Origin of the sequence: Chryseobacterium sp. ERMR1:04 (genome assembly GCF_001297705.1) — a bacterium.
GTDB lineage: Bacteria > Bacteroidota > Bacteroidia > Flavobacteriales > Weeksellaceae > Chryseobacterium.
In genome coordinates, this window is record NZ_LIRF01000003.1 from 1141260 (window position 1) to 1165179 (window position 23920).

Annotated in this window: 24 protein-coding genes, 1 tRNA gene and 1 pseudogene; 19 read left to right on the forward strand and 7 right to left on the reverse strand. The window is 34.3% G+C overall.

Translation table 11 applies throughout. The features are described from left to right. Genes traJ through AMQ68_RS05265 form a run of 7 tightly spaced genes read left to right on the forward strand, consistent with a single transcriptional unit; the run spans nucleotide 1 to nucleotide 5165 of the window. Nucleotides 1-993 carry a conjugative transposon protein TraJ gene (gene traJ, locus AMQ68_RS05235; RefSeq protein ID WP_054510027.1) on the forward strand — a complete coding sequence of 331 codons (993 nt, stop codon included), beginning with the start codon at nucleotides 1-3 and terminating at the stop codon, nucleotides 991-993. Nucleotides 994-1009: 16 nt separating this feature from the next. Continuing rightward, nucleotides 1010-1633, forward strand: coding sequence for a conjugative transposon protein TraK (traK, locus tag AMQ68_RS05240; protein ID WP_054509532.1), 624 nt, complete (start codon nucleotides 1010-1012; stop codon nucleotides 1631-1633). Nucleotides 1634-1643: 10 nt separating this feature from the next. Further along, entirely contained in the window at nucleotides 1644-1925 is a 282-nt protein-coding gene (locus tag AMQ68_RS05245) for a hypothetical protein (protein ID WP_054509533.1), read from the forward strand. Further along, nucleotides 1918-3231, forward strand: a complete 1314-nt coding sequence (gene traM, locus AMQ68_RS05250) for a conjugative transposon protein TraM (RefSeq protein WP_054509534.1) — start codon at nucleotides 1918-1920, stop codon at nucleotides 3229-3231. The genes AMQ68_RS05245 and traM overlap by 8 nt, the downstream gene beginning before the upstream one ends. Before the next feature lie 17 nt (nucleotides 3232-3248). Then, a complete protein-coding gene (traN, locus tag AMQ68_RS05255) occupies nucleotides 3249-4148 on the forward strand; it encodes a conjugative transposon protein TraN (RefSeq protein WP_054509535.1) in 900 nt (299 codons plus the stop codon). Nucleotide 4149: 1 nt separating this feature from the next. After that, on the forward strand, nucleotides 4150-4707 hold the full coding sequence (locus tag AMQ68_RS05260) for a conjugal transfer protein TraO (RefSeq protein ID WP_071254664.1): 558 nt from the start codon (nucleotides 4150-4152) through the stop codon (nucleotides 4705-4707). 11 nt (nucleotides 4708-4718) lie between these two features. Then, complete coding sequence (locus AMQ68_RS05265) at nucleotides 4719-5165, forward strand: DUF3872 domain-containing protein (protein ID WP_054509537.1); 447 nt, start codon at nucleotides 4719-4721, stop codon at nucleotides 5163-5165. Nucleotides 5166-5418: 253 nt separating this feature from the next. Here the strand turns inward: AMQ68_RS05265 and AMQ68_RS05270 are convergent, their stop codons facing one another. Continuing rightward, on the reverse strand, nucleotides 5419-5862 hold the full coding sequence (locus AMQ68_RS05270) for a JAB domain-containing protein (RefSeq protein WP_054509538.1): 444 nt from the start codon (nucleotides 5860-5862) through the stop codon (nucleotides 5419-5421). 70 nt (nucleotides 5863-5932) lie between these two features. After that, a pseudogene (locus AMQ68_RS05275) lies at nucleotides 5933-7005 on the reverse strand (DUF932 domain-containing protein). A 679-nt stretch (nucleotides 7006-7684) separates the two neighbouring features. On the opposite strand from AMQ68_RS05275, the gene AMQ68_RS05280 reads away from it, so the two are divergent. The 3 genes from AMQ68_RS05280 to AMQ68_RS25805 are packed head-to-tail and all read left to right on the forward strand — an operon-like array spanning nucleotide 7685 to nucleotide 9084. Further along, nucleotides 7685-7903 (forward strand): hypothetical protein, encoded by a 219-nt coding sequence (locus tag AMQ68_RS05280; RefSeq protein ID WP_123905618.1) that lies wholly within the window; start codon nucleotides 7685-7687, stop codon nucleotides 7901-7903. Between the two features lie 51 nt (nucleotides 7904-7954). Then, entirely contained in the window at nucleotides 7955-8164 is a 210-nt protein-coding gene (locus AMQ68_RS25800; protein WP_054509540.1) for a recombinase family protein, read from the forward strand. A gap of 8 nt (nucleotides 8165-8172) precedes the next feature. Further along, on the forward strand, nucleotides 8173-9084 hold the full coding sequence (locus AMQ68_RS25805) for a recombinase family protein (RefSeq protein WP_082383985.1): 912 nt from the start codon (nucleotides 8173-8175) through the stop codon (nucleotides 9082-9084). Between the two features lie 396 nt (nucleotides 9085-9480). Here the strand turns inward: AMQ68_RS25805 and AMQ68_RS05295 are convergent. The 3 genes from AMQ68_RS05295 to AMQ68_RS05305 all read right to left on the reverse strand — a co-directional run bounded on the left by AMQ68_RS05295 (nucleotide 9481) and on the right by AMQ68_RS05305 (nucleotide 14422). Continuing rightward, nucleotides 9481-9554 (reverse strand) — tRNA-Arg (locus AMQ68_RS05295). 61 nt (nucleotides 9555-9615) lie between these two features. Beyond that, on the reverse strand, nucleotides 9616-11382 hold the full coding sequence (locus AMQ68_RS05300; RefSeq protein WP_054509542.1) for a TonB-dependent receptor: 1767 nt from the start codon (nucleotides 11380-11382) through the stop codon (nucleotides 9616-9618). 76 nt (nucleotides 11383-11458) lie between these two features. Then, complete coding sequence (locus tag AMQ68_RS05305; protein ID WP_054509543.1) at nucleotides 11459-14422, reverse strand: tetratricopeptide repeat protein; 2964 nt, start codon at nucleotides 14420-14422, stop codon at nucleotides 11459-11461. A gap of 251 nt (nucleotides 14423-14673) precedes the next feature. On the opposite strand from AMQ68_RS05305, the gene AMQ68_RS05310 reads away from it, so the two are divergent. The 3 genes from AMQ68_RS05310 to AMQ68_RS05320 all read left to right on the forward strand — a co-directional run bounded on the left by AMQ68_RS05310 (nucleotide 14674) and on the right by AMQ68_RS05320 (nucleotide 17300). Beyond that, nucleotides 14674-16344: an APC family permease gene (locus AMQ68_RS05310; protein ID WP_054509544.1), complete on the forward strand. Its 1671-nt coding sequence runs from the start codon at nucleotides 14674-14676 to the stop codon at nucleotides 16342-16344. A gap of 142 nt (nucleotides 16345-16486) precedes the next feature. Further along, nucleotides 16487-16801: a DUF962 domain-containing protein gene (locus AMQ68_RS05315; protein WP_054509545.1), complete on the forward strand. Its 315-nt coding sequence runs from the start codon at nucleotides 16487-16489 to the stop codon at nucleotides 16799-16801. Between the two features lie 151 nt (nucleotides 16802-16952). Then, nucleotides 16953-17300, forward strand: a complete 348-nt coding sequence (locus tag AMQ68_RS05320; protein ID WP_054509546.1) for a DUF4377 domain-containing protein — start codon at nucleotides 16953-16955, stop codon at nucleotides 17298-17300. Between the two features lie 48 nt (nucleotides 17301-17348). Here AMQ68_RS05320 and AMQ68_RS05325 read toward each other — a convergent pair whose 3' ends face one another. Beyond that, entirely contained in the window at nucleotides 17349-18287 is a 939-nt protein-coding gene (locus tag AMQ68_RS05325; RefSeq protein ID WP_054509547.1) for an SPFH domain-containing protein, read from the reverse strand. A gap of 214 nt (nucleotides 18288-18501) precedes the next feature. Here AMQ68_RS05325 and AMQ68_RS05330 point away from each other — a divergent pair, with 214 nt between their 5' ends. From AMQ68_RS05330 to AMQ68_RS05355, 6 genes are all read left to right on the forward strand, one after another. After that, the gene (locus AMQ68_RS05330) at nucleotides 18502-19074 is read left to right on the forward strand and encodes a Crp/Fnr family transcriptional regulator (RefSeq protein WP_241775058.1); all 573 of its coding nucleotides are present in this window, start codon (nucleotides 18502-18504) and stop codon (nucleotides 19072-19074) included. A 96-nt stretch (nucleotides 19075-19170) separates the two neighbouring features. Then, nucleotides 19171-19704 (forward strand): YceI family protein, encoded by a 534-nt coding sequence (locus tag AMQ68_RS05335; RefSeq protein ID WP_054509548.1) that lies wholly within the window; start codon nucleotides 19171-19173, stop codon nucleotides 19702-19704. A 282-nt stretch (nucleotides 19705-19986) separates the two neighbouring features. Continuing rightward, nucleotides 19987-20205, forward strand: a complete 219-nt coding sequence (locus AMQ68_RS05340) for a 4-oxalocrotonate tautomerase family protein (protein WP_054509549.1) — start codon at nucleotides 19987-19989, stop codon at nucleotides 20203-20205. Between the two features lie 7 nt (nucleotides 20206-20212). Beyond that, on the forward strand, nucleotides 20213-20944 hold the full coding sequence (locus AMQ68_RS05345; protein WP_054509550.1) for an SDR family NAD(P)-dependent oxidoreductase: 732 nt from the start codon (nucleotides 20213-20215) through the stop codon (nucleotides 20942-20944). Nucleotide 20945: 1 nt separating this feature from the next. Next, the gene (locus AMQ68_RS05350) at nucleotides 20946-21398 is read left to right on the forward strand and encodes a nuclear transport factor 2 family protein (RefSeq protein ID WP_054509551.1); all 453 of its coding nucleotides are present in this window, start codon (nucleotides 20946-20948) and stop codon (nucleotides 21396-21398) included. A 15-nt stretch (nucleotides 21399-21413) separates the two neighbouring features. Continuing rightward, nucleotides 21414-22490, forward strand: a complete 1077-nt coding sequence (locus tag AMQ68_RS05355; protein ID WP_054509552.1) for a nitronate monooxygenase family protein — start codon at nucleotides 21414-21416, stop codon at nucleotides 22488-22490. A 16-nt stretch (nucleotides 22491-22506) separates the two neighbouring features. On the opposite strand, the gene AMQ68_RS05360 is transcribed toward AMQ68_RS05355, so the two are convergent. After that, nucleotides 22507-23862 carry a deoxyguanosinetriphosphate triphosphohydrolase gene (locus AMQ68_RS05360; protein WP_054509553.1) on the reverse strand — a complete coding sequence of 452 codons (1356 nt, stop codon included), beginning with the start codon at nucleotides 23860-23862 and terminating at the stop codon, nucleotides 22507-22509. Between the last annotated feature and the right edge of the window lie 58 nt (nucleotides 23863-23920).

The window sequence follows — 23920 nt, forward strand, 5'->3', positions numbered from 1 at the left end:
ATGGAGACGAATAACTTACACGAAGTATTGCGCTTGGTTTACGAAGAAATGATGCCTTTATGTGCGGATATGGCAGCAGTAGCAAAAGGCGTCGCTGGATTAGGGGCATTATTCTATGTGGCTATTAAAGTTTGGCAGGCATTGAGCCGCGCTGAACCGATTGACCTGTTTCCTATGTTACGGCCTTTTGCTATTGGAATCTGTATCATGTTTTTCTCCACTATCGTGTTGGGAAGTATCAATGGTGTATTAAGTCCAATCGTTCAGGGGAGTCATTCAATGCTTGAAGGTCAGGTTTTAGATCTCAATGCGCTGCAGCAGAAAAAAGATCTGCTAGAAAGAGAGGCAACGTTACGAAATCCCGAGATGGCTTATTTGATCTCTGATGAAGAGTTTGATAAGAAGCTGGAAGAGCTGGGTTGGTCACCTTCAGACCTAATAACGATGTCGGGAATGTATATTGAAAGAAAGATGTTTTCTATTAAAAAAGATATTCGGGATGGATTTCGTGAATTTTTGGAAATTTTATTTCAGTCAGCCGCACTTGTCATTGACACGATACGAACTTTCTTTTTGATTGTATTGGCTATACTAGGACCTATTGCTTTTGCCATCTCCGTCTGGGATGGTTTTCAAAGCACATTAACGCAGTGGCTCACTCGTTATATCAGTGTTTACCTATGGCTTCCGGTTGCAGATATATTCAGTGCGATACTGGCTAAGATCCAATCTCTGATTATTGAAAAAGATATTGAAATACTGGCTGATCCCAATTTTATTCCTGATACTTCTAACACAGTTTATATCATTTATATGATTATTGGAATCATAGGATATTTTACGGTTCCGACCGTTACTGGCTGGATAATACAGGCAGGCGGAGCAGGAAATTTCACACGCAATGTAAATCAGATCGCACAAAAATCGGGAAATATTGCGGGAGCCGCGGCAGGCTCAGCTATAGGAAATATATCTGAAAGATTACTTAAATAATTAAAATCTCATCACAATGGAATTTAAAATCTTAAGAAATATTGAAAACAGTTTTAAGCAAATCAGGTTATTTACCTTTGTTTTTACCCTGCTATGCTTTGGTGTGGTTGCTTTAGTTGTTTATCAATCTTACCATTTCGCAGAAGAGCAGCGAAAGAAAATTTATGTTTTGGATAATGGTAAATCACTGATGGTAGCACTCTCTCAGGATATGTCAATCAACCGACCTGTGGAAGCTAGAGAACATGTAAGACGTTTTCATGAATTGTTCTTTACCATGTCTCCCGACAAAAATGCCATAGAAAGCAATATGAAAAGAGCATTCAATCTTGCTGACCAATCTGCTTTCAACTATTATAAAGACCTTTCTGAAAAAGGGTACTATAACAGGATCATCTCAGGAAATGTACAGCAAAGAATTGAGATTGACAGTGTTGTTGCCAATTTCAACAGCTATCCTTATGAGGTAAAAACGTTTGCTCGACAATTCATTATCAGATCAAGTAATCTTACAAAACGAAGCCTTATTACCCACTGTGAATTGGTTAATTCAGTACGATCAGACAGTAATCCTCAGGGATTTATCATTGAAAAATTTAACGTCGTTGAAAATAAGGATGTTGAAACCGTAGACCGATAAATAAATCATTATGAAAAAGTTGAATAAAGCAATTGATCAATATATAAAGAATGTAGAACAACATTGGAAAGCAATACCTGAAAAACGCCAACGGATATTAACAAAAATATTTTTTACAGGATATACACTGCTTACCATTAGTATTATCCTTCAGAATTGGTTAAAAGAAGGGAGTCGTAAAAACATTCCTCTTGGAGGACATATCAGTACTGTTCTGAGAGGATTGAACGTAAAGACAGAATCAGCGGAAGTTAAGCTTATTAACCATCAACAAAAATCAGAAAATGAATGATTCCACAAAAAACAATATAAAAATAATAGAAAATGGTTTCGGAGTTTTAGCAGAGAATGAATCACAGGAAAACAAAAAATTACAATGGGAAAATATAAAGAAGCCCATCATCTATTTTTTGATGTCTATTGCCTGTCTGGGATGTTTATATCTGATTTTTAAACCGAAGGATAAAATGAAAATGGAAAATGCAGGTATTAATTCAGCTATTCCACAGGCGGCTGATGATAAACTACAGTCGGACAAGCAGAAAGCATATGAACAACAATTACTGGATAAGAAAAATGGAGAAAAAAGAAATTCATTAACCAGCCTATCTGATTATTGGAGTGATCCTGGATCTGCGAACAACACAATGGGTAGAGGAATCAATGAAAACTCTGTTGATAATTCAAAAAACACAGGTATTACAGATCAGAATGCAGTAAGCAGTTATCACAGTGCACAGCAGACTTTAGGCTCTTTTTACAGTAGAGATGATCAGGAAATCAATACGCTGAAACAGGAAATCAACAGACTGAAGAATGAATCATCACGAAAAGACGCGGAACCGACAAAAACCGGAATCAATGAACAACTTGAACTGATGGAAAAATCATATCAGATGGCTGGAAAATATCTACCTCTTCCGGTTAATCAGGAAAAGAACGAAGAACATAAAATTACCGAACCACCACTTAACCAAAGTAAAGTTCATTTAACCACTGCAAAGCCTGAAACACAAAATCTTGTCTCCAGTTTGTATCGAGAAATGAATGACAGCATTTTTCTAACCGAATTGAATCAAAATAGATTTCATGATATAGAGCAAAATACTTCCGGTATTAAAAGTAGAAACAGCATTCGTGCTGTGATTTATGAAACTAAAATTGTAACCCAGGAAAGCTTTATATCCTTGAGACTTTTAGAAACAATGCTCCTTGGAAAAAGCAAAATCCCGGAAGGAAGTATATTAAAAGCCTCCGGAAAATTTCAGGGAGGAAGATTGCTTTTGAAGATATCAACTATTGAATATAATGGGAACGTACAAAAGGTCGAAATAGATATACATGACAACGACGGACAATTGGGACTTAACGTTCCATACTCTCCTGAACAAAATGCCATGACCGACATCTTAGCCAATATGGGTCAAACATCAGGAACGAATATTATGATGACCCAATCTGCCCAGCAGCAGATCGCAGCAGATCTTACAAAAGGGGCAGTTCAAGGCATATCAGGATATTTTCAGAAGAAGATCAAGCTTCCAAAAGTCACTGTAAAAGCAGGTCATCAAGTCTTTCTTATCTCAAAAAAGAGTTAAATAACAAATTTAAAACAATGAACATTATACTAAAAAAATGGCTGGTATTTATCTTACTCTCATTTTCAATGAGCTTATTGAGTTCTCAGGAAATGCAGGAATCTACCTCCTTGAACGATGCAAAATTAGAACCTTTCAAACTGGAAGTAACTTATAATAAAACAACTCATTTAATATTTCCATCACCGATACGATATGTTGATTTAGGAAGTGAAAATCTTATAGCCAACAAAGCGGAAGATGTGGGAAATGTTCTCCGAATAAAAGCAGGTATCAATGGTTTTGAAGAAGAAACTAACTTTTCAGTTATTACTCAGGACGGTAAATTTTACAATTTTGATGTATTATATAGTCCCCATCCTAATACGCTGAATTATGATCTTCTTAAATTACATCAAACGCAAGAAAAAGAATATTCTACGGATGTACAATTTGAAGAACTTAAAGGAAACTCATCTTCACTTAATGAAGCAATTATGAAAACGCTGTATGAAAATCCTAAAAGAACCATTACGCATATCGGTATCAAAAGTTTTGGAATCCGGTTTTTATTAAAGTCTTTGTATATATATGAAGGAAAGTTTTACTTTATTTTTCAAATGACGAATAAAAGTAATATATCGTATGATATCGACTTTATCAACTTCAAAATTATAGATAAAAAAAATCTCAAACGTACCATTATTCAAGAGAAAATATTAACTCCTCTTCGCATCTATCCTATTATTAACGCTGTAAGTAATCAAGCTTCCTCAATTGTTCTCTATCTGTTAGATCAATTCACACTGTTTGATGATCAGATACTGGAAATAGAAGTTTTTGAAAAAAATGGGGGACGTCATCAGAAGATCGAAGTTGAAAATATTGATCTGATCAATGCAAAAATAGTTAGAGATATTCACTTAAAAATGAAATAAGATGAATAAGAAACTCATTTATATGATTGTATTACTATTGCTTAGTCTTACAGTAAGAGCGCAACGTATGCTTCCGAAACAAAAAGGAATAGAAGCAAATTTCGGATTATTGTTTACATCAGATTCACAGTATTACTTTGTGAACACAGGTATAATCATTCATACCAAAAAAGGAAATTATCATAGTTACACATTAGAATACAGCAGAGATAATATACCGTACAGAAACACTGAAATTCGTATTGAAAGCTACACTGCTGAGGCAGGTTACAGTTTAAACTTAATTGCCAACCGTACCCGAAATTTGATGATCAATTCCTCATTATCTGCCACGGCAGGATATGAAGAAATCAATAAAGGAGAGCTCCTTTTATATGATGGTGCCAGATTAATAAATCAATCTTCTTTTGTGTACGGTGTAAGCGGAAAACTTAGCATGGAAATATATCTTTCCGACCGGATTGTACTGCTTACTTCTGGAAAACTACAACACTTGTGGAATACATCATTAAGTCCTTTGAGATGTTCAGTCGGTATTGGAATACGATTTAATTTATAAAGAAAATTATTATGAAAAACTCAATCAATATTGCCCACGGGTTTCTCTCCATTCTGTATAGTGTACTGATCTTATTTTTATTTGAGATCAGCCTTGCTTCATGTACCCAGGACGAGTTACAAATACAGCAGAATTTTCCTTTTGAAATTTCAGTAATGCCAACTCCGAAAAATATTTCTAAAGATGAAACAGTTGAGATCCGTTTTCAAGTTTTACCTTTGGGAGGCTATTCTGAAACCCAATATTTTTTAAGGTATTTTCAATATGACGGATCGGGAACACTACAGTATTTCAATAATACGCCTTATTTACCCAATGACTTATATCCATTATTACAAAAACAATTCAGATTATACTACACCTCTACTTCAGAAATATCACAATCATTTACAATCTGGATCATTGATAATTTTGGAAATGAGAAAGAAATTAAATTTCAATTTAACATTAAAGATTAGTTTATCCACTTTTACTCCTATTTAAGTTAATGATTACAGAATATGTATAAATACAAATAATTAGAATCCTTTTGATGTAAATCTTTTTTGAGCAAGAGCTTAGCAAGGCAAAAAAAATGATTTTATTATGTAATAAGCGAAAAGATGTTTCCGACTAAAGAGAGGAATTATCTTTTCGCTAAAAAATAGTGATAAAAAAAGCGGTAATTTAAAAAATTCCGCTCTTCTCGTTTACTTATTCTTCGTCAAAAATCTATAGTTTACCATCATCTGCAAAAGAAGTATATTCAGTGGATGTCAAAATACAATGATCTAGCAGTTGTATATTAAGTAATTTTGAAGCTTCTTTTATATTTTGAGTAACTTTAACATCTTCCACTGATGGTTTTAAATTTCCTGATGGATGATTATGAGCTATTATTATACATGAAGCATTACATAAAAGTGCAGCCTGCATAATAATTCTTACGTCTACTAATGATGAAGAAATTCCAGATTCAGAAATCTTTCTTATCCCCAGCACTTTATTTGCCTGATTTAAGTAAAGTGTGTAAAATGATTCTCTGTAATCAATTTCATCACTGTCAAAATGTTCTCTGAACACCTTAACAGCATCATTTGAATTTGTAATTAGTCTCTCTGAATTCCCTTTTCGAGAATAGCTTAATTTTATTTCGTTTACGATATTGAATTTCATCTTTCTTGCTCTGAGTACAGCAGAGACTCTTATTTCCTGTACTTAAAAATGATAAAAAATATTCTAAAAATCAATTCATAAAAATTGCATCTACACCTTGATGAGCAAACTTTTCGCAAAGATCAAAAGTCTTTTGAGATTTTAATTGTGCTGTACCTCCCAATACGATAGACTGTAATTTCGCTTCATCATTTTTATAATTTTTTACGTTTTGATAATAACCTGTCACTGCATTGTATGCTCCAAACAAAGTTCCTTTTGTAGTTTCCATTTGTTGGGTATCACTCATCATAGCGTACATAAAAGCATCATCAACTGAATTTTTAAAAACGGTTGACAGCTCATCAAAATTTCCCTTTTGTAAATGATCAAATGTTTCCTTATTAGGACATAAGGCCAACTGAATAAGTTTTTTCATTTCTTTGTCATTAACATTGATTTTAGCCCAATGATTAAATACTGCTTCTAACTCATTGCTCAGCATATTTGCTAATCCCATTACTTTGTGAGCATCATCCAAACGCTGTTTTGCTCCAGCTGTATGTCTAATTCTTACAACATTACTCATATTCCGCAACGACGCATTTAAAGTATTTTGACAAACGATACGTATGGGCGTAAAAGCAGCTGTTATGCTTCCGCTACCATCATGAGATGTGGTAAGAAATATGTATTTTTCTGTAACATCATCCCCGTTTCCTACTCGAATATAATCGGGTAATTTAGCCGTAATAAATATTCGTTCGCCATCTCCCAGTGCACCTGCAGTTTCATAGAAAATTCCATTTCCACCTCCAACAATGGAATCAAAAAATACAAAGGCTTCATGATTCTGGACAATTTGATAGTCCTTTCCAACGACTCCTAAGACCTTGTTATTATCTGTTCTTATGTTAGCGAAATAATCAGGAACTTCTAATTCGGAATCAGTTAATTCCATAACTTCGTCCATTTCTTTAATTTCAGAAATTTTGTAAAAAGCGGTGATTTTTCCACCTCATAATCAATACCGGCAAATTTTATCGCTTCTTCACTTGTAGGATATTCTTCTACCACTTGCCCTAAATTGTGCCACGCTTTTTCCTTCACACTGAAAAATGAATATTTTCCTGTTCTATTGTTGAAATTTAATTGGTGTGCCATGATATAATTGTTTTGATATTAGAAAATGATTTGATGATGGTAATAAGGGAAATAATCCTCCTCATTGTTTCCCTTATATATGGATTTAGAAATTTCTTTCTTACTCTATTTTCACTGAACAAATTGCAGGTTTTCGCATTCTTTGTCAACATTTCGATAATGTCCATAATCGTTGTTTTTTAAGATTGTACATATTGACTTGTTTTCTATCTCATCATTGTTTTATCTCTTAAAACCTATCCATCCTTCGATGAATATTTTTCAAAAGAAAAACCGAAAAAAAGAAAGCAGATAATCTTAGCGGAAAAAAGGGAAAACCAAAAGGAAACGGAATAATTGGAGGGTACCTTTAGGGAGGAAGCCGTTTATGCCGTAGTCTTTTGGTTGGCAAATGGAAAGGCTGACCGCTATACCTTAGCTGCCTTTTAATCGGTTTCTTATGAAACATATTTTACATAAAAATCAATTAAATTTACTCCCAGCTGATTATATTTTTGAACAATAAAATAGTCTTGATAAAATTGGACAGCTGTTGAGTAAGATTGTTTATGGAAAGAAGACATTTAAAGACAAATATTTCATCGAAACGTCATAACTGTATTCTTTAAAATTCAGTATTATAAATTCATCTGAATCATGAGATTATCTCAGAGATAAGAAATAAATATGACAGATGGTTATGAAAAATACTTCTTCACAAAAAAGGTCTCAAAAAAGAGAATTAGACGTTGAAAGAAATACGTGCCGTAAGTATATTTTACAAAAAATTTCTGTAGAAAAATCAAGGAAAATTCTTTCTGAGTCAGGACTTCGTTTAGCTGAAGATGAACTGAAAGAAGTTATAGAATTACTTCATCATATAGCTGAACTCATTATAAACGGATTTATTGTAAAATAAATTTCCATATATTGCACTAACAACCAACGTGTTAATAACAAACAAACACTTATGCAGATAGCAGATTTATATATAAGAGTTTCTACAGATGAACAGGCAGAAAAAGGCTATTCTCAAAGAGATCAGCTGGAAAGACTGGAAAAATATTGTAATCAAAATCAAATTACTATTGGACAAGTAATCTTTGAAGATCATTCAGCAAAAAACTTCACCAGACCTGAGTGGATCAAATATATTAATTATATAAAAAAAGAAGTGTAAAATCAAATATAGTATTATTTACAAAATGGGATAGATTTAGTAGAAACGCAGGAGATGCCTATCAGATGATCAAGTTATTGCAAAATAACAATATTTCACCACAAGCAATTGAGCAGCCTTTAGATATGTCTATTCCTGAAAATAAGATGATGCTAGCTATATATCTCGCAGCACCGGAAGTTGAAAATGACAGAAGAGCTCTAAATACATTCTATGGTATGAGAAGAGCAAAAAAGGAAGGTCGTATTATGGGTACCGCTTCTTATGGATACATCAATAAATGTACTGAAGAAGGTAGAAAATATGTTGCTCTAAAAGAACCTGAAGCTTCTAATATGCGTTGGGCATTTAATGAGCTTTCCAAAGGTATTCACGCTGCAAATCAGATCAGACTAAAAATGAATACGATGGGTGGTTCAGAAATAAGTAGCACATCCTTTTATAGATCAATAAGAAATCCAATTTATTGTGGAAAAGTTTATATCAAAGCATATAAAGATGAAAATGATTGTATTGTTGCAGGAAAACACGAAGGCATAATATCAGAAGCCATATTTAACAAGGTTCAATGTGTTCTTAACAACAAAAAAAAGAATGAACGGCCAAAAGGAAAAATAATTTCTATTGAACAGCTTCCTCTACGAGGTTTTTTGAAATGTCCAAAATGCAGTTCCAATATTTCAGGTAGCGGTTCAAAAGGAAAAAAAAACATTTATTACTATTACCATTGTAATTCTAAATGTGGATACCGATACAGTTCAGATGTTGTCAATAAGGCCTTTGAAAGTGAGCTTAAAAAATTTGAATATAACGAAGGTGCAAGCAAATTATTACGAGAAATAATCTTGGCTAATTTTAAACATATCCAGCACAGTGTAGATATAAAAAAAAGGAAATTTCAACCCAAATTGGACAGTTAAATGACCGATTAAATAGCGCAAGGGAAAAATATTTGGAAGATCGTTTAGATTATGAAGATTATGAAATAATTAAAAACGACAGTAAACAAAAAGTTGACAATCTAGAAATGGAATTACAAAATCAAAAATTAACCCGTAAAAATATAGATATTAGGCAGAAACTTGACGGTGCATTAAAATCACTTCCAAATCTCTCAAAACTCTATGAAACAGGTGATATTGAAACAAAAAGATTGATTTTGTGTTCGATTTTCTCTGAAAAACTTGAATTTCAAGAAATAGCTTTTCGAACACCTAAACTAAATTCTGCAGCAGCCATTATACTACTCATTAACAACAAGTTAAAAAATAAAAAAGAGGGAGAAAGCAATAAAAAAAATGCTTTCTCCCTCTGGGTGACCTCGGAGGGGTTCGAACCCCCAACCCTCAGAGCCGAAATCTGATATTCTATCCAGTTGAACTACGAAGCCGGTTTTATGAATAATTGGTAATAAGTACTATTTAAAATCGCTTATTACCAATTACTTATTATTAGAATGTAATCTTCACACCTCCCAAAATCTGTGCACCAAGAACTTTATATCCTTTATACATTTGGTAATTTGAGTTGAAAAGATTGTTTCCTAGTGCGAAAATACTGAAATTTTTGTGAATTTTGTACTCTGCGGAAAGATTTAAATCTGCATACCCTCCTACTTTGTCGTTGGTATTCTCTGTTGACTGGAACATCATCGGACTTCCAACTCCCTCAATAGCAAAAGAATTCGTTGTTCTGTCGCTTGCAAAAATACCTTTGAAACCTAGTAATAATTTTTTATCAAGCATGGTATATTTAGCTCCAATACTTGCATTAAGCAATGGAACGTTGTAGATATTTTCGTAATTCTTCAGGCTATATTTCGTAAATCTTACGTCTGCATCTACAATTAAGTTCTCCAATGGAAAATACTGCACACTTCCTTTAATATCACTTACATTTCCATCATCATAGGTCGCAGAGAACGTATTCGCATAGTTGTAAGCAGAACGGTTAAGCGTGTAGGTATCATCAAACAGACCATTTGCTTTAAAGAACATAATGTCTTTCATTTTTCCAAAACCTGCAGAGAAATCATATTTGAACGTTTCATCAATATCTCCTCTCAAACCAACATAGAAATGGTATTTTGTTTCGGTAGGCTTCAATGTCTGGTCAGATAAAACAAAAGGATTTTGTTGCAATAGATCAGAGTAGGTATTTAATTTTAACCCTCCGTCTACTCCACCATAAAACTTAAATTCTTTTGCTGCTGCAAACTGGAACTCAGCCTGTGGAAACCAATACGCTTTATTGTTTTTCATTTGTTCTGCCATCAACGCATTGTTGTTTTTGGCATTCAAGAATGAAAATGAAGAACCTACCATTAAGTAAGAGTCTCCTTTTCTAAACGTCACTTTCGGAGTTAAACTTGTATTCACAAAATTAGACGAGTTTTTATCTCTGATATCAAATTCTGATTTTACGGCTTCTAAACCAACGCCTAGATCTGCATTTAAAACAATTCCGGATTTACCTACATCCACACCGTGTTTAGATAAATTAGCCAAGATAGAAACCTGATTTTCCTGTGCATCGAAATGATCTTTCAAGAATGAAGATTTTACTCTTACATCATTTAAAATTTCATTAGAATAGAAGTCATAGTATCCATTTACTTTAAACTGATTAACTCTTTGATCTAAATCAATATTTGCAGCAGGCTCTAGGGCATAAATACCGTAGTAATTATTATTCGTTAAACCATATTCAGCGTTTAGATTAAACTTTCCTTTTTCTCCATAAGAATTTAAGAAAGCTCCAATTGTAGCTGCACTTTGTTTAGAATCCCAGGCATATTCTTTCTTCAGTCCCAGCGTGGAAAGGAAGTGAGCGTCTAATCCAACCTCCAACTTGTTTTGAAGCGTTTTTGAGACATTCATATCTCCTAAGATCTTTCCATAATTACCCATTCCAAACTGGATATAATTATTTTGAGCCGTTCCGTCAAATTTCGGAGTAACATCTTGCCCCTGAATCGTAGATGTTTTAAAATCTGAAACTGCAGGAACATCGGTGATGGTATATTTTACAGGGTTCTGAGATTTCTCTTCCGGTGGATAATTCTTAATGGTTTCCACAGAAGTTTTTTTCTTCTCGATCTTTTTAACTTCCGGTTCTCTTTTTTTATTAAGAATCAGTTTTTCTTCCTTGATCTGAGAAAACGCAATCTGCGAAACTCCTAAAAATAATATAGATAATATTTGAATTCTTCTGTTCATTATGTATTGTATTTATGTATTAAAGTAAAATGAAGCAATTAATATGAATACATTTTACATGAATACGACGTACATGTTACTTTTTAATCTGTTTTTTAACCTCTTTAGCTTCAGCAACGATCTCCGGGAAGTCTTTGTAATTAGAGATGATCTGATCACAAGTATAACTCGCCTGATAATTATCTTTTAAGCCTATATAGTTTTTAGCCATCAGCACCAATGCTTTTGCTCCCCAATATTCTTCTGAAGAATAATTGTTTGCCAACTTAAAGATGGTTTCATTGGAAGATTTAAACGCTTTCGCTTTGTTTTGATAGAACGCTTTTGAGTATAATGCTTCTGCCGCTACTTCTGTATTTGAAGATTTTTCAAGAGAAACATAAGCTGCCTGTGCATCTTTATCTTTTCCTGAGTTCATCAAACTTCTAGCCTTAATTACTTTTGCCGTTTCAATCACTGCGGCTGAGTTTTTATTATTAGAGATCACCGCATCTGCTAATTTTTCAGCTTGAGAGAAATTCTTTTCATCTGCATACATTTTCATTAATTCTACATTCGCGTAGTTTTTAATGTTAACATCTGATGAGTTTTTAAGATTCTCCAGGTATTTTTTAGCGTCTGCATTATTTCCTTGAGCAACATAAATCTGAGCTAAACGAGTCTGTGCATCATCCTGATAATCATTCTGAACATTCGCAACCTCTTGTAAAACAAGCAGAGCTTTTATTATATTCTTCGTTTGATAATAACTCTCTCCCAGTTCATATTTAGCCTGATAAAGTCCTTCTCCGGTTGGATTTTGCGTTAAATATTTCTCGTAGTAAGAAATTGCATTCTTGTAATCTTTCTTGGTGAAATACTGTTTTCCTGTTGATAAATTGATCTCGTCAATTTCAGAAGCATCCACATTTACACCAATATTTTTAGCAAAACTTTCATATCCTGCAACATCTCCATTTTTCGTAAAGATGGGTTTTGCAGCCTGAACGATCTTTTGAGCATAGGCTGTATTTTTATATTGTTCGCCTAAAGATTTCAGTTCAGATAGTGCTTTATCACTTTGATTCTGATCAATATAATTCTGAGCTCTATAGATGGATGCATTGGCAATCAAATCTTTATCAGAAGAAGTTTTTATTACTTTTCCGAAGAAATCATTAGAATTAGAGAAATCATCCTGAGCAGCGTAAGCCGTTCCCATTTCGTACTGAGCATCATCATAATATTCAGAACCCGGATATTTAGATAAAAGATTTTTTAGATTGGTAATTTTCGCCTGAGTATCTCCTTTAAATCCTAAAGCCATTGCTTTTTGGAATAAAGTATAATCTGTTGCGTCTTCATTTTTATCGTAGATCGCGATGGCTTCGTTCAAGTCATTATTCGCGTAATGAATATCTGCCAAACGAAGCTCTGCATCATTTTTAAACTCAGGTTTCGGATTGGTTAAATATTGCTTAAAATACGTTTCTGCCTGATCAAATTTCTTAGATTTAAAATAAGCATACCCTAAATCATAAGGCAACTGCTGTTTTTCAGGGAAAGTCTCTGTAAGCAATTTTTCATAGCGTGTAATTGCAGAAGGATAATTTCCTTTCTGATAATAGGTTTGAGCCAACCAATATAAAGCTCTGCTATTAAATTCTTTATTAATATTAAATCCTAAACTTCTTAGGAAATATTTTTCGGCTTCGTCAAAATTTCCTTTGTTGAATTCTTCCGTTCCCAACAAATAAGAAACTTCCTGATCTACTTTATCGATATCAGGAGACGAACTTTGAAGCTTGTCGATCGCATTCAGTGTTTCTTTAAAGTTTCCTGAATACAGATATGATTTCACCAAAAGTGACCTCATCTCAGATGCATTAGCACCATTCTGATTTTCGTTGATATAGCTTTGAATAACCGCTGATGGACTTTCAAACGGGTTTCCAATATCGTAACTTAACTTCGCGTATTGTTCGTGGGCTAATTTTTTAACCTTCGGATCATAATTCATCTGATAAGACGAACGAAACGCCGAAAGTGCCTCTTGCTTTTTATCAACCGCCAAATAAGCATTTCCAAGCTGATAATAGGCATTTTGAGCTAAAGCAGAATTACTGTTCACCAATTGGTTATAATAAGAAACCGCTTCATCATATTTTTTAAGCTGAGCGGCCACAAATCCCATTTCGTAAAGGTCATTTTCAGACGGGCTTTGCTGAACATTCAGATAATCTTTTAAGTGAGGATATGCAGAAGTATAATCCTTTTTCATGAAATAACTTTCACCAATGATCTTGTGAACCTCCGCTTTATAAGCAGCAGAAATATCTTCATTTAATAAAAGATTCCCTTCTGAAATGGCTTTATCATAATTCTTGTCATTATAATACATTTGCACATAATAAGGACGAACCAGTTTCGAAAATTTAGGTTGATCTTTTACCGAATCAAAATATTGAAAAGCCTTATCGTTTTGTCTGTTGGAGTAATATAAATGTCCCAACATATAAGCAATGTCTCCTTTTTGAGATTCATCAGCTGTTTTATATGCTTCTTCCAATGCATCTGTTGCCCCTTTGGAATCACCCATCATAAATTTAGCATACCCTAACTTCAGAATATACTGTGTATTTTCCTCTTTTGAAAGCTGATACTGATTCACTTTTTTCAAAGTTTCCAATGCCTTTTCAAAATCTTTTTTCGCCAGATAATAATCTGCCAGCGGCAAATTGGCCTGTGCAAAATAAGCAGAGTTCGGATATTCTTTCATAAAAGCCGTTAATCCTTCTTCAGCATGATTTTTCTGAAGAATAACACCAATTACGTTATCAAAAAACTGGGCAGCTTCTTTTTTCGATCTAGACAAATTTTGATTATAAAAATATTGTCTTGCATATTCGTATTGAGAAGCATTGTATATTTTGGTCTGATAAAGATTTTCGGCTAAATTGAACCTGTAATTATCTTGCTGGGTAAAGTATTGAGACTGCTGTCCCTCGGAAATACCGAAATAAAATACAGCAGCTGCTAAGAGTATTTTTTTTGATTTCATTTAATATCAAATTTTAAAATGGGTAAGCCATGAAATGAAGGCTAGTATTTTAAATTTTAGGTGGATTTTATCCACAATTCATCAACGAAAATATTGAAAAGATATTGCATAAACAAGCCTTTTAACATATTGTTAATACCCTGATTCTTTTTTAATATTAATTAACTTTCCCATAAGAAACATTAAGAAAACATTAATTATTTCCAGGAAATAATTACATTTGTTTTTTTCAACCCCAATATAGACATTTAATGAATCAACTTTTTAGAAGGAAAAACTACTCAGAGACAGATACATCCACTCATCTTTTGAGGGTTTTAGGTGTTTGGGACATCGTATTTTTTGGTATTGCAGCTATTATCGGAGCAGGAAGTTTCAGCAGTTTGGGCGAAGCTGTATTCAGAGGAGGCCCCGGCGTTATTCTGCTCTATTTAATTTGCGGTTTCGCCTGTGGTTTTACTGCTTTATGCTACGCAGAATTTGCCAGCAGAATCCCAACTGCCGGATCTGCTTACACTTATGCTTACGCCAGCTTTGGCGAATTAATAGCCTGGATCATTGGTTGGGCTTTAATTATGGAATATTCTTTCGGAAATATCTATGTCGCCTTTTCATGGTCTGATTATTTTACAAGCTTTCTCGAGCGACTCGGAATGCACATCCCCGATTATTTAACCTGCAGTTATACCGAAGCTAAAAAAGCTTTTATGAATGGTTCTCAAAACAAAGACCTTCTTAACGCATGGAAATCTGCTCCTCTTATCGGAAGCCTAAAATTCATCGTTGACGTTCCTGCTTTGGTTATCAACGGCTTAATCACCTGGTTATGTTATGTTGGAGTGAAAGAAAGTAAAAACTTCAATAATTCATTGGTTATTTTAAAATTAGCCGTTATCGTTTTGGTTATTTTAGTTGGTTTTGCCTACATCAATACAGAAAACTGGACGCCAGTGAATCCAGAGACCCACGTTGCTTCTTTCATGCCGAATGGTTTTGCAGGAGTCATGAGTGCCGTTTCCGGAGTTTTCTTTGCCTATATCGGTTTTGATGCCTTAAGTGTTCTTTCTGAAGAGACTAAAGATCCTCAAAAAACCTTACCAAAAGGAATGATCATTTCATTGGTTCTTTGTACGGTCATTTATATTGCATTGACTTTAGTTCTTACAGGAATGGTAGATTACAGAAAATTTGATGGGATTGGAGATCCTCTTTCATTCATATTTGAAAAATCAAATGCCAATGTTGCCTGGATGGAGCTTACCGTTTCTTTTGTTGCCATTGTTGCCATTACCACCGTATTATTGGTTTTCCAAATGGGACAGCCAAGAATCTGGTACGCAATGAGCCGTGACGGATTGATGCCTGCAAAATTCAAGACTGTACACCCCAAATATAAAACGCCATCATTCGCTACTGTTGTTACGGGGATCGCTGTAGGAGTTCCGATTTTGTTTACAGACAAAACATTCATCTTAGATTTTACGAGTATCGGAACCATTTTCGCCTTCGTTTTAGTATGTGCGGGAGTTTTAATGCTTCCTGCTAAAGAGAAGATCAAAGGCAGATTCCACCTTCCTTATATTAATGGAAAGATCATATTCCCTATTATTTTTATCGGTGGATTAGTTGGTTTTTACCTATGGCAACCAGAATTTTTTCATAGTTTAAAAGACTGGCATGATCCTAAAGAAGGCGAGTTTAGAGCTTCTATCCTTGTTTATATTATGATTAATTTAATCCTATGTGTCTTTACTTTTATAAAGAATTTCTCATTAATTCCTTTGATCGGATTGAGTTCATGCTTATATCTTCTTACCGGAATGAGCCATGAAAACTGGTTCTGGTTCGGACTTTGGTTTGCATTAGGTTTAGTGATTTACTTCTGCTACGGATATAGAAACAGTAAACTTAGAGAGGCTTAGTTTTCAAAAAGTTAACAATAAATTATAATAAAAGGGCAAAATTGTGAGATCGCAGTTTTGCCCTTTTTGCTTTTATCACCCGTTCTTAAAAATTGGCGGACTTATTGCTTTATCCCCTCCAACAATTTTAAACTAAAAACCCATGTCTGAAAGAATAAAAACCTACAGAGAATTCTATCAGTTCTATCTTACAGAACATCATAAACTAGGCACTCGAATCTTTCATTTTATCGGAACACTGCTCGTATTTTTTGTCATTGGATATGTGATCAATTCGGGCAAAGAAAGGTTCTTATGGTACGTTCCGATCTTCGGATACGGATTTGCGTGGTTCAGCCATGCAGTGATTGAAAAAAATAAGCCTGCCACCTTTAAATATCCTCTTTGGTCACTGATCTCAGACTTTAGATTATTCTTTGAATTATTGATTGGAAAGCAAAAATTTAATGGCGGATAATACGTCTTATTGACTCTTAGTCTTTTATATTATTTGTTAAAAATCATAAGCAGCTTCAAAGGACTAGAAACCAAAGAACAAGGCTAAAACAACGCTTATTTCATTGAAATTTCGGCACAGTAATTGTCAGGTAAGGATCAAAATCAGAGTTATGAAAAGTATTACAACTATTGTAAAAGGAACGTTTTCGGCGCTAGCAATATTCGCCATCACGCAATGTACAGCATCCGCAAATGCTTCTGGAGGAGATGAAAAAACATTTATTGTTGGACCACAAACTGCAGATTGCACAGGAGTTGCTCCTATGAAATGTCTTCAGGTGAAAGAAACTCAATCTGGAAGCTGGACAAACTTTTACACCAATATTGAAGGGTTCACGTATGAGCCAGGTTATGAATATGTCTTAAAAGTAAAAACTGAAAAAATTGAAAACCCACCAATGGATGGCTCTTCAATTAAATATACTTTAGTGAAGCAAGTTTCTAAAACTAAGAAATAAAAAAAATCCCTTTCAACATTTTGAAAGGGATTTTTCTATTGTAATAATCTATTCCTGATGATCTCTGTTTTTCGGAGGTTCGGGTAATTGCGCTTTATTAACTTCATCCATTTTCTGTGTTGCCGCCATAGAAACAACCAAATCATTCAGCATAGAGCTTGCTGCTTGTGGCGAATTGGGCAATAACACCAAATTGCTTCTGTTATTTGCTCCGATGGAATGTAAAGTATCATAATGCTGTGTAACTACAATTAAAGCCGAAGCTTCTTGTGCATTGATTCCTGCAGCATTCAGCATTTTTACAGACTCTTCAAGACCTTTTGCTATCTCTCTTCTTTGATCTGCAATCCCCTGTCCCTGAAGTTTTTTAGATTCTGCCTCAGCCTTGGCAACGGCAACAATTCGTATTCTTTGCGCTTCAGATTCGTATTCTGCGGCAGTTTTTTCACGTTCTGCAGCGTTGATTCTGTTCATGGCATGTTTTACCTGCTCATCCGGATCAATATCGGTTACCAACGCTTTGATAATATCATAGCCATAACTTTGCATTGCTTCCTGCAATTCACTTTTTACAGCAACCGCAATATCATCTTTTCTTACGAAAACATCATCTAATTTGGTTTTTGGAACTTCTGCTCGTACAACATCAAAAACGTAAGATGTAATTTGATTTTCAGGATTTTCTAAACGATAATAAGCATCTTTTACATTTTCTCTGATTACCTGATACTGCACAGAAACTTTCATTTTAATGAAAACATTATCCAAAGTTTTGGTATCAATGATAACATCCAGTTGTTGAATTCTCAGATTCAGGCGCTTAGAAATCTGATCTAAAAATGGAATTTTCAAATGCAAACCCGCATGGCTGACTTTTAAGAATTTACCTAATCTTTCTACGACTGCTGCAGACTCCTGCTTTACCGTAAAAAAAGAGGCGAACAACGTGATCAGTCCGAAAAAGACCAAAATACCTAAATAGATCATAGTTTTAATTTTTGTTAAATATGTCGTAATTATTTACGTTTTGTTAAATGGAACTTATCTTTCAAAGGCCCTATTTTCAAAAATAGGTAAAATAATCATATTTAATACCTTGGAAACCAAAACACTTTTTAATTGATGTAAAACTTAAATTATTTTCATCCTCTTAAAATATAATTTTAATAAAAAACTTACTTTTGAATATTAATTACCCATTATGATTGATGCAAAGCACCTATTAAAAGGACACATTTCAAAATTCGCTTCTCTTACTGACGAGCAGTTGGACTATGTTTTTTCACATTTTAATAGGATCGATTTAAAAAAAGGACAAATGCTGATTACAGAAGGAGATTTCGTAAACCATGAGTATTTCGTTCTTGATGGTTGTCTGAAAGCATTTTACTTGAATGACAGTATGAAAATGTTTATCCTTCAGTTTGCCATGCCGAGCTGGTGGGTTACAGATTTTGATGCACTCTATACTAAAGACAGAGCAACCATCAATGTTGACTGTGTTAGCAATGCCAGCATCTTATCCATCTCCAATGAAGACCGAGAGAAAATCTGCAAAGAGATTCATGAGGTTGAACATTTTTTCAGATGGCGAACGAATAAAGGGTATGTTGCCGCCCAAAAACGACTGCTTTCCTTTATGAATAACGATGCCAAATTCAGGTATGAAGAGGTTTTAGCATTGTACCCTCAATTATATAATTTAGTTCCGAAACACTTAATTGCAGCCTATTTAGGAGTTACAAGGGAGACGTTAAGCAGACTTCATCAATAAAAACTCAATATAAACTTCCCATATTTCGTGATGTAGGTCACGTAACATTTTTCTTCAATCGGCTGACATTTGTATCATCATTTAAAACCCATTAAAATGGATACAAAAAATTTCAAAATCAACAGCGAAAACAGCTTAGTTGAATGGATCGGAAGAAAAGTAACCGGAGCCCACAACGGAACAATCGAAGTAAAAGAAGGAAATTTTACTTTTGAAAATGACATTCTTTTTTCAGGAAAATTTGTAATCAACACAAGATCGATCAAAATTCTTGATATCGAAGATCCTGAAACCAATACCCAATTTGCCCATCATTTGGCTTCTGATGATTTCTTTAACTCAGATCAGTTTCCTGATGCCGTTTTCGAAATCAAGCATGCAGAACCTAGTGAAAATAATCTTTATCATGTAACCGGAGATCTTACCATTAAAGGAATTACCCACTCCATTGATACAAGTTTACAGATCGTTAAGACAGATAATATTGCAGTTTTAGACACTAAAATTGTTATCGACAGAACCAAATTCAATATCAAATTCAGATCATCCAATTTCTTCACTAATCTTGGTGACACCTTGATCTACAATAACTTTGATCTGAATATTCATTTAGTTGCAGACGCACAGTAATTTATTAACAACAAACTTGTTTCAATTCTTATTTCAACCACAAATCGAAGATTATCTCCTTTTAGTCGATGAATGATATTTCGACGGAGTCAAAAGTTACAAAAGATGAACACATAAGTTTAAAAAAAATCTTTGCATATTGAGCGGAGTCGAAATATTATTCTTTTGCAAAACTCTTTTTTCTAATAATCAAGTAAAGGTTAAACATCCAAATAGCTTTTCTCTCTCTTTTGCGGTTAAAATAATAGTTCAAATAAACTTAACCTTTAAAAATTCAACATCATGCCATTTATAAAAATAGATGTTTTACGCGAAGACCTTAGCCGCGAAAAAAAACAAGAATTAATCAAAAAAATAAGCGAGGCGGTGACCACAGTTCTGAATAAAGATCCGCATCTAACCCACATCATGATCAATGAAATAGAAGATGACAACTGGGGATATGCAGGAGAACAGGTTTCCGTATTAAAAGAACAAGGATTTTCAACCGAAAAAAAGTAAATTAAAAATGAAAAAACAAACAGTTATTGTTACAGGCGCCTCATCAGGAATCGGCTTAGAAATTGCCCGCTATTTTCTGGACAGAGGAGATTGCGTAGTGATCAATTCACTCACAGCATCAAAATTAGAACAGGTTTATAACGAGTTGGGAGCAGGTGAGAATCTTGCCATGGTTGCAGGAAGTGTCGCAGACAAAGCCGTTGGAGAAAAATTAGCAAAAACGGCGATTGAAAAATTCGGTTCGATTGATGTACTGGTTAATAATGCAGGAATTTATGACAACAAACCCTTTTTAGAAGTTACGGAAGAATATTTAGATCAATTTTTAAATACCAATTTAAAAGGAACATTTTTCACCACACAATCTGTAATTCCACAGATGCAACTGCAAAAAGATGGAGTAATCATCAATATCGGTACGCCATTGGTTTACCATGCGATCGCACAATCTCCATCTACAGCACCCATTGCAAGTAAAGGAGCAATTCATGCTTTAACATTACAACTGGCAGCAGAATTCGGGAAAGATAATATCAGAGTAAATACCGTTGCTGCAGGCCTCATAAGAACTCCAATGCACGATGAACATATTGATAACAATGCAGGTTTACATTTAATCAACCGCATTGGAGAACCGGAAGAGATTGCTCACATGGTTCATGCTATTGCTAAAAATAAATTGATTTCCGGTGCCATCATTAATGTAGATGGAGGAATGGGTGCCGGCCATAATTTATAACATGAAATACTTATCATTATGGGTATGGCTGTTTATCTTTCCGATAAGCAGCTTTGCTCAAAAAGCCAACATCATGAACACAGATACCACACAAGAAACAGAAATAAGAAATGTAATCGAGCAATATTATTCCAAAGGAATTTATGAAGGAAACACCGAGCTTTTAAAAGATATTTTTCATAAAGACGCTTTACTTTTTGGAGATGTAAAAGGAGTTCCTTATTACAAAACCGCCGCACAATATATTGAGGGTGTTGGAAGCCGACTAAGTCCGGAAAAATCAGGGAAAGCGTTTAAAGCAACAATCATTTCTATTGACGTCATAAACACGATTGCTACCGCAAAATTAAATGTAAAAATGTATGATTTTAATTATTATAATTTTATAACTTTCCATAAAATTGATGGTAAATGGCTTATCGTCAATAAAACATTAACTGATGTAGAACTTTAATTTTAAATTAAAATCATGTGGAATAAAAACAGAATAACAGATTTGTTGGGAATAGAATATCCCATTTTCCAAGGACCTTTTGGGGGCGGATTATCAACTGTCGAGTTGACCTCTACCGTCAGCAATCTTGGTGGACTGGGCGGATTCGGAGCCTATACGCTATCTCCTGACGAAATGTATGAAGTTGACAAACAAATCAAACAAAAGACTGACAAACCTTATAATCTTAACCTTTGGGTGAATGATCATGATATTATTGATAAAGAACATACAGAGAAACAATACAAAAAGACTGTTGAGATTTTTAAACCTTATTATGATCGTTTACATATTGAAATCCCTGCACTTCCACCCTCTTTTGAATCGAGATTTCAGAATCAGCTACAAGTTGTTTTTGACATAAAGCCTAAAGTCTTCAGCTTTATGTTTGGGCTGCTGGATCAGGATATTATTGAAAGATTGAAAAATCAGGGAACCATTGTAGCCGGAAATGCAACAACTTTGGACGAAGCCATCGCCTTAGAAAATATCGGGGTTGATGTGATTGTTGCTTCAGGTTTTGAAAGTGGCGGCCACCGACCTTCATTTTTGGATAAAGCCGAGCTTTCAACGACAGGAACATTTGCGTTGATTCAATTAATTAAAGATAAAGTAAACATTCCCATTGTAGCTGCAGGAGGAATTGCAAGCGGCCGTGGAATTGCTGCTGCCATGACACTGGGCGCAGAAGCTGTACAAATAGGAACTGCATTTTTGGCGACTGAAGAATCAGGAGCATTGCCTGTTCACAGAGAATTTCTTTTTTCGGATGCGGCAAAATACACCACCCTTTCCAGAGCGTATACCGGAAGATTAGGACGAGGAATTACCACCGAAATAACAAGAGAATTATTGACTGCCACAGATCAAACGTTACCTTTTCCATTGCAAACAACGTTCATTTCATCCATGAGAAAAGCTGCTTTAGAACAGCAAAAAAATGAATTGGTTTTCTTCTGGGCAGGCCAGATAGCTCCACTATTAAAACATAAAAAAGCATCAACATTAATGCAATCATTAATAGAAGATGCTTCAAAAATTCTTTTAAAATAATAAAATGGGGAATCGACTACATCGTCATTCCAATTTCGATTCCCTTTATTTTTCTGTATAGATCGGTGGCGTAATTGTCGGTCATTCCAGATACGAAATCAATCACTCCCAATACTCTTTGATAATCTGTTCCGTCTTCGTAAATAAACTGATTTGGAAGGAGCTTTAATGCCATTTTATCGTAAGATTTTCTTTCATCTTTTGATTTTAAAATGGAAGGAATAAAATGATCCAACAATTCATACATTACGTTGTAACCCGCATTTTCAATCTCTACAACCGCTTTATGATTGTAAATTTTCTCAATTGAAAAACTTTCAATATCCTGTAGCGTTTTATTTTCGGATTTATAAATATCCAGCAACGCCTTATCTAATTTTCCTTCAAGAATCGTATTAAAGTTTAATTTATAATTTTCGATAGAATTATTAATTAACGCATTGATCACTTTCGCTCTTAGATAAGATATTTTTTCATTTTCATTCGAAATCGAGTCCAGTTTTCTTTTCACTTTATTCACATCATCCGTTTCAGACTTCACCAATTCAAAAAACAGGTTTTTACAATCTGCTGTTGAAACAATCCCCAGTCTGTGGGCATCTTCCATATCAATAATGTTATAGCAAATATCATCTGCGGCTTCTACCAACCAAACAAATGGATGCCTTTTAAAAATATGAGGTTCCTCACTTTCTGAGATCAAATTGGTCGCTTTCGCAATTTCAAGAAAAGTATCTTTTTCATTTTGGAAAAAACCGAATTTCTTTCTGTGAATAATTCCTTTTTCCTTCGCAATGGCTTCGCAAGGATATTTTGCAATACTTGCCAACGTCGTCATGGTCAACTGGCTTCCTCCCGCGTCTTTTCCTTGTTGCTGATGTGCTAATACTCGTATCGCATTCGCATTTCCTTCAAAATTAACCAGATCTGCCCATTCTTTTTCATTGAATTTAGGCTTTAAATCCTTTTCATTTTTTTCAAAATAACTTGCAATGGCATCTTCCCCTGAATGTCCAAAAGCCGGGTTTCCAACGTCATGACAAAGGCAGGCTGCTGCAATTACATTTCCTAAATTGTGAAGGTAAAAACTTTTAGAATCTTCGTTTAGATCACTTTGAAAATTATCTGTGATAAACTCTCCGATAATACTTCCTAAACTTCTTCCTACAGATGAAACTTCTAAAGAATGTGTCAAACGGTTGTGTACAAAAACACTCCCAGGAAGTGGAAAAACCTGCGTCTTATTTTGCAGTCTTCTAAATGCAGAAGAAAAGATAATTCTGTCGAAATCTCTTTGGAAATCTGTTCGTGAAGCTCTGGTATGTGGATTATTTCCTGTGCGCTGATTCGTAAAAATCTGATTCAAGTTCATCATTCTCCAAAATTACTTCAAATTTTAATTTTATGGAATAGTATTTGAAATTTTATTG

Bases quoted from the DNA above. Each gene is read 5' to 3' on its own strand.
- traJ (WP_054510027.1), top strand. From the start codon at position 1: ATGGAGACGAATAACTTACACGAAGTATTGCGCTTGGTTTACGAAGAA.
- traK (WP_054509532.1), top strand. From the start codon at position 1,010: ATGGAATTTAAAATCTTAAGAAATATTGAAAACAGTTTTAAGCAAATC.
- AMQ68_RS05245 (WP_054509533.1), top strand. From the start codon at position 1,644: ATGAAAAAGTTGAATAAAGCAATTGATCAATATATAAAGAATGTAGAA.
- traM (WP_054509534.1), top strand. From the start codon at position 1,918: ATGAATGATTCCACAAAAAACAATATAAAAATAATAGAAAATGGTTTC.
- traN (WP_054509535.1), top strand. From the start codon at position 3,249: ATGAACATTATACTAAAAAAATGGCTGGTATTTATCTTACTCTCATTT.
- AMQ68_RS05260 (WP_071254664.1), top strand. From the start codon at position 4,150: ATGAATAAGAAACTCATTTATATGATTGTATTACTATTGCTTAGTCTT.
- AMQ68_RS05265 (WP_054509537.1), top strand. From the start codon at position 4,719: ATGAAAAACTCAATCAATATTGCCCACGGGTTTCTCTCCATTCTGTAT.
- AMQ68_RS05270 (WP_054509538.1), bottom strand. From the start codon at position 5,862: ATGAAATTCAATATCGTAAACGAAATAAAATTAAGCTATTCTCGAAAA.
- AMQ68_RS05280 (WP_123905618.1), top strand. From the start codon at position 7,685: ATGAAAAATACTTCTTCACAAAAAAGGTCTCAAAAAAGAGAATTAGAC.
- AMQ68_RS25800 (WP_054509540.1), top strand. From the start codon at position 7,955: ATGCAGATAGCAGATTTATATATAAGAGTTTCTACAGATGAACAGGCA.
- AMQ68_RS05300 (WP_054509542.1), bottom strand. From the start codon at position 11,382: ATGAACAGAAGAATTCAAATATTATCTATATTATTTTTAGGAGTTTCG.
- AMQ68_RS05305 (WP_054509543.1), bottom strand. From the start codon at position 14,422: ATGAAATCAAAAAAAATACTCTTAGCAGCTGCTGTATTTTATTTCGGT.
- AMQ68_RS05310 (WP_054509544.1), top strand. From the start codon at position 14,674: ATGAATCAACTTTTTAGAAGGAAAAACTACTCAGAGACAGATACATCC.
- AMQ68_RS05315 (WP_054509545.1), top strand. From the start codon at position 16,487: ATGTCTGAAAGAATAAAAACCTACAGAGAATTCTATCAGTTCTATCTT.
- AMQ68_RS05320 (WP_054509546.1), top strand. From the start codon at position 16,953: ATGAAAAGTATTACAACTATTGTAAAAGGAACGTTTTCGGCGCTAGCA.
- AMQ68_RS05325 (WP_054509547.1), bottom strand. From the start codon at position 18,287: ATGATCTATTTAGGTATTTTGGTCTTTTTCGGACTGATCACGTTGTTC.
- AMQ68_RS05330 (WP_241775058.1), top strand. From the start codon at position 18,502: ATGATTGATGCAAAGCACCTATTAAAAGGACACATTTCAAAATTCGCT.
- AMQ68_RS05335 (WP_054509548.1), top strand. From the start codon at position 19,171: ATGGATACAAAAAATTTCAAAATCAACAGCGAAAACAGCTTAGTTGAA.
- AMQ68_RS05340 (WP_054509549.1), top strand. From the start codon at position 19,987: ATGCCATTTATAAAAATAGATGTTTTACGCGAAGACCTTAGCCGCGAA.
- AMQ68_RS05345 (WP_054509550.1), top strand. From the start codon at position 20,213: ATGAAAAAACAAACAGTTATTGTTACAGGCGCCTCATCAGGAATCGGC.
- AMQ68_RS05350 (WP_054509551.1), top strand. From the start codon at position 20,946: ATGAAATACTTATCATTATGGGTATGGCTGTTTATCTTTCCGATAAGC.
- AMQ68_RS05355 (WP_054509552.1), top strand. From the start codon at position 21,414: ATGTGGAATAAAAACAGAATAACAGATTTGTTGGGAATAGAATATCCC.
- AMQ68_RS05360 (WP_054509553.1), bottom strand. From the start codon at position 23,862: ATGAACTTGAATCAGATTTTTACGAATCAGCGCACAGGAAATAATCCA.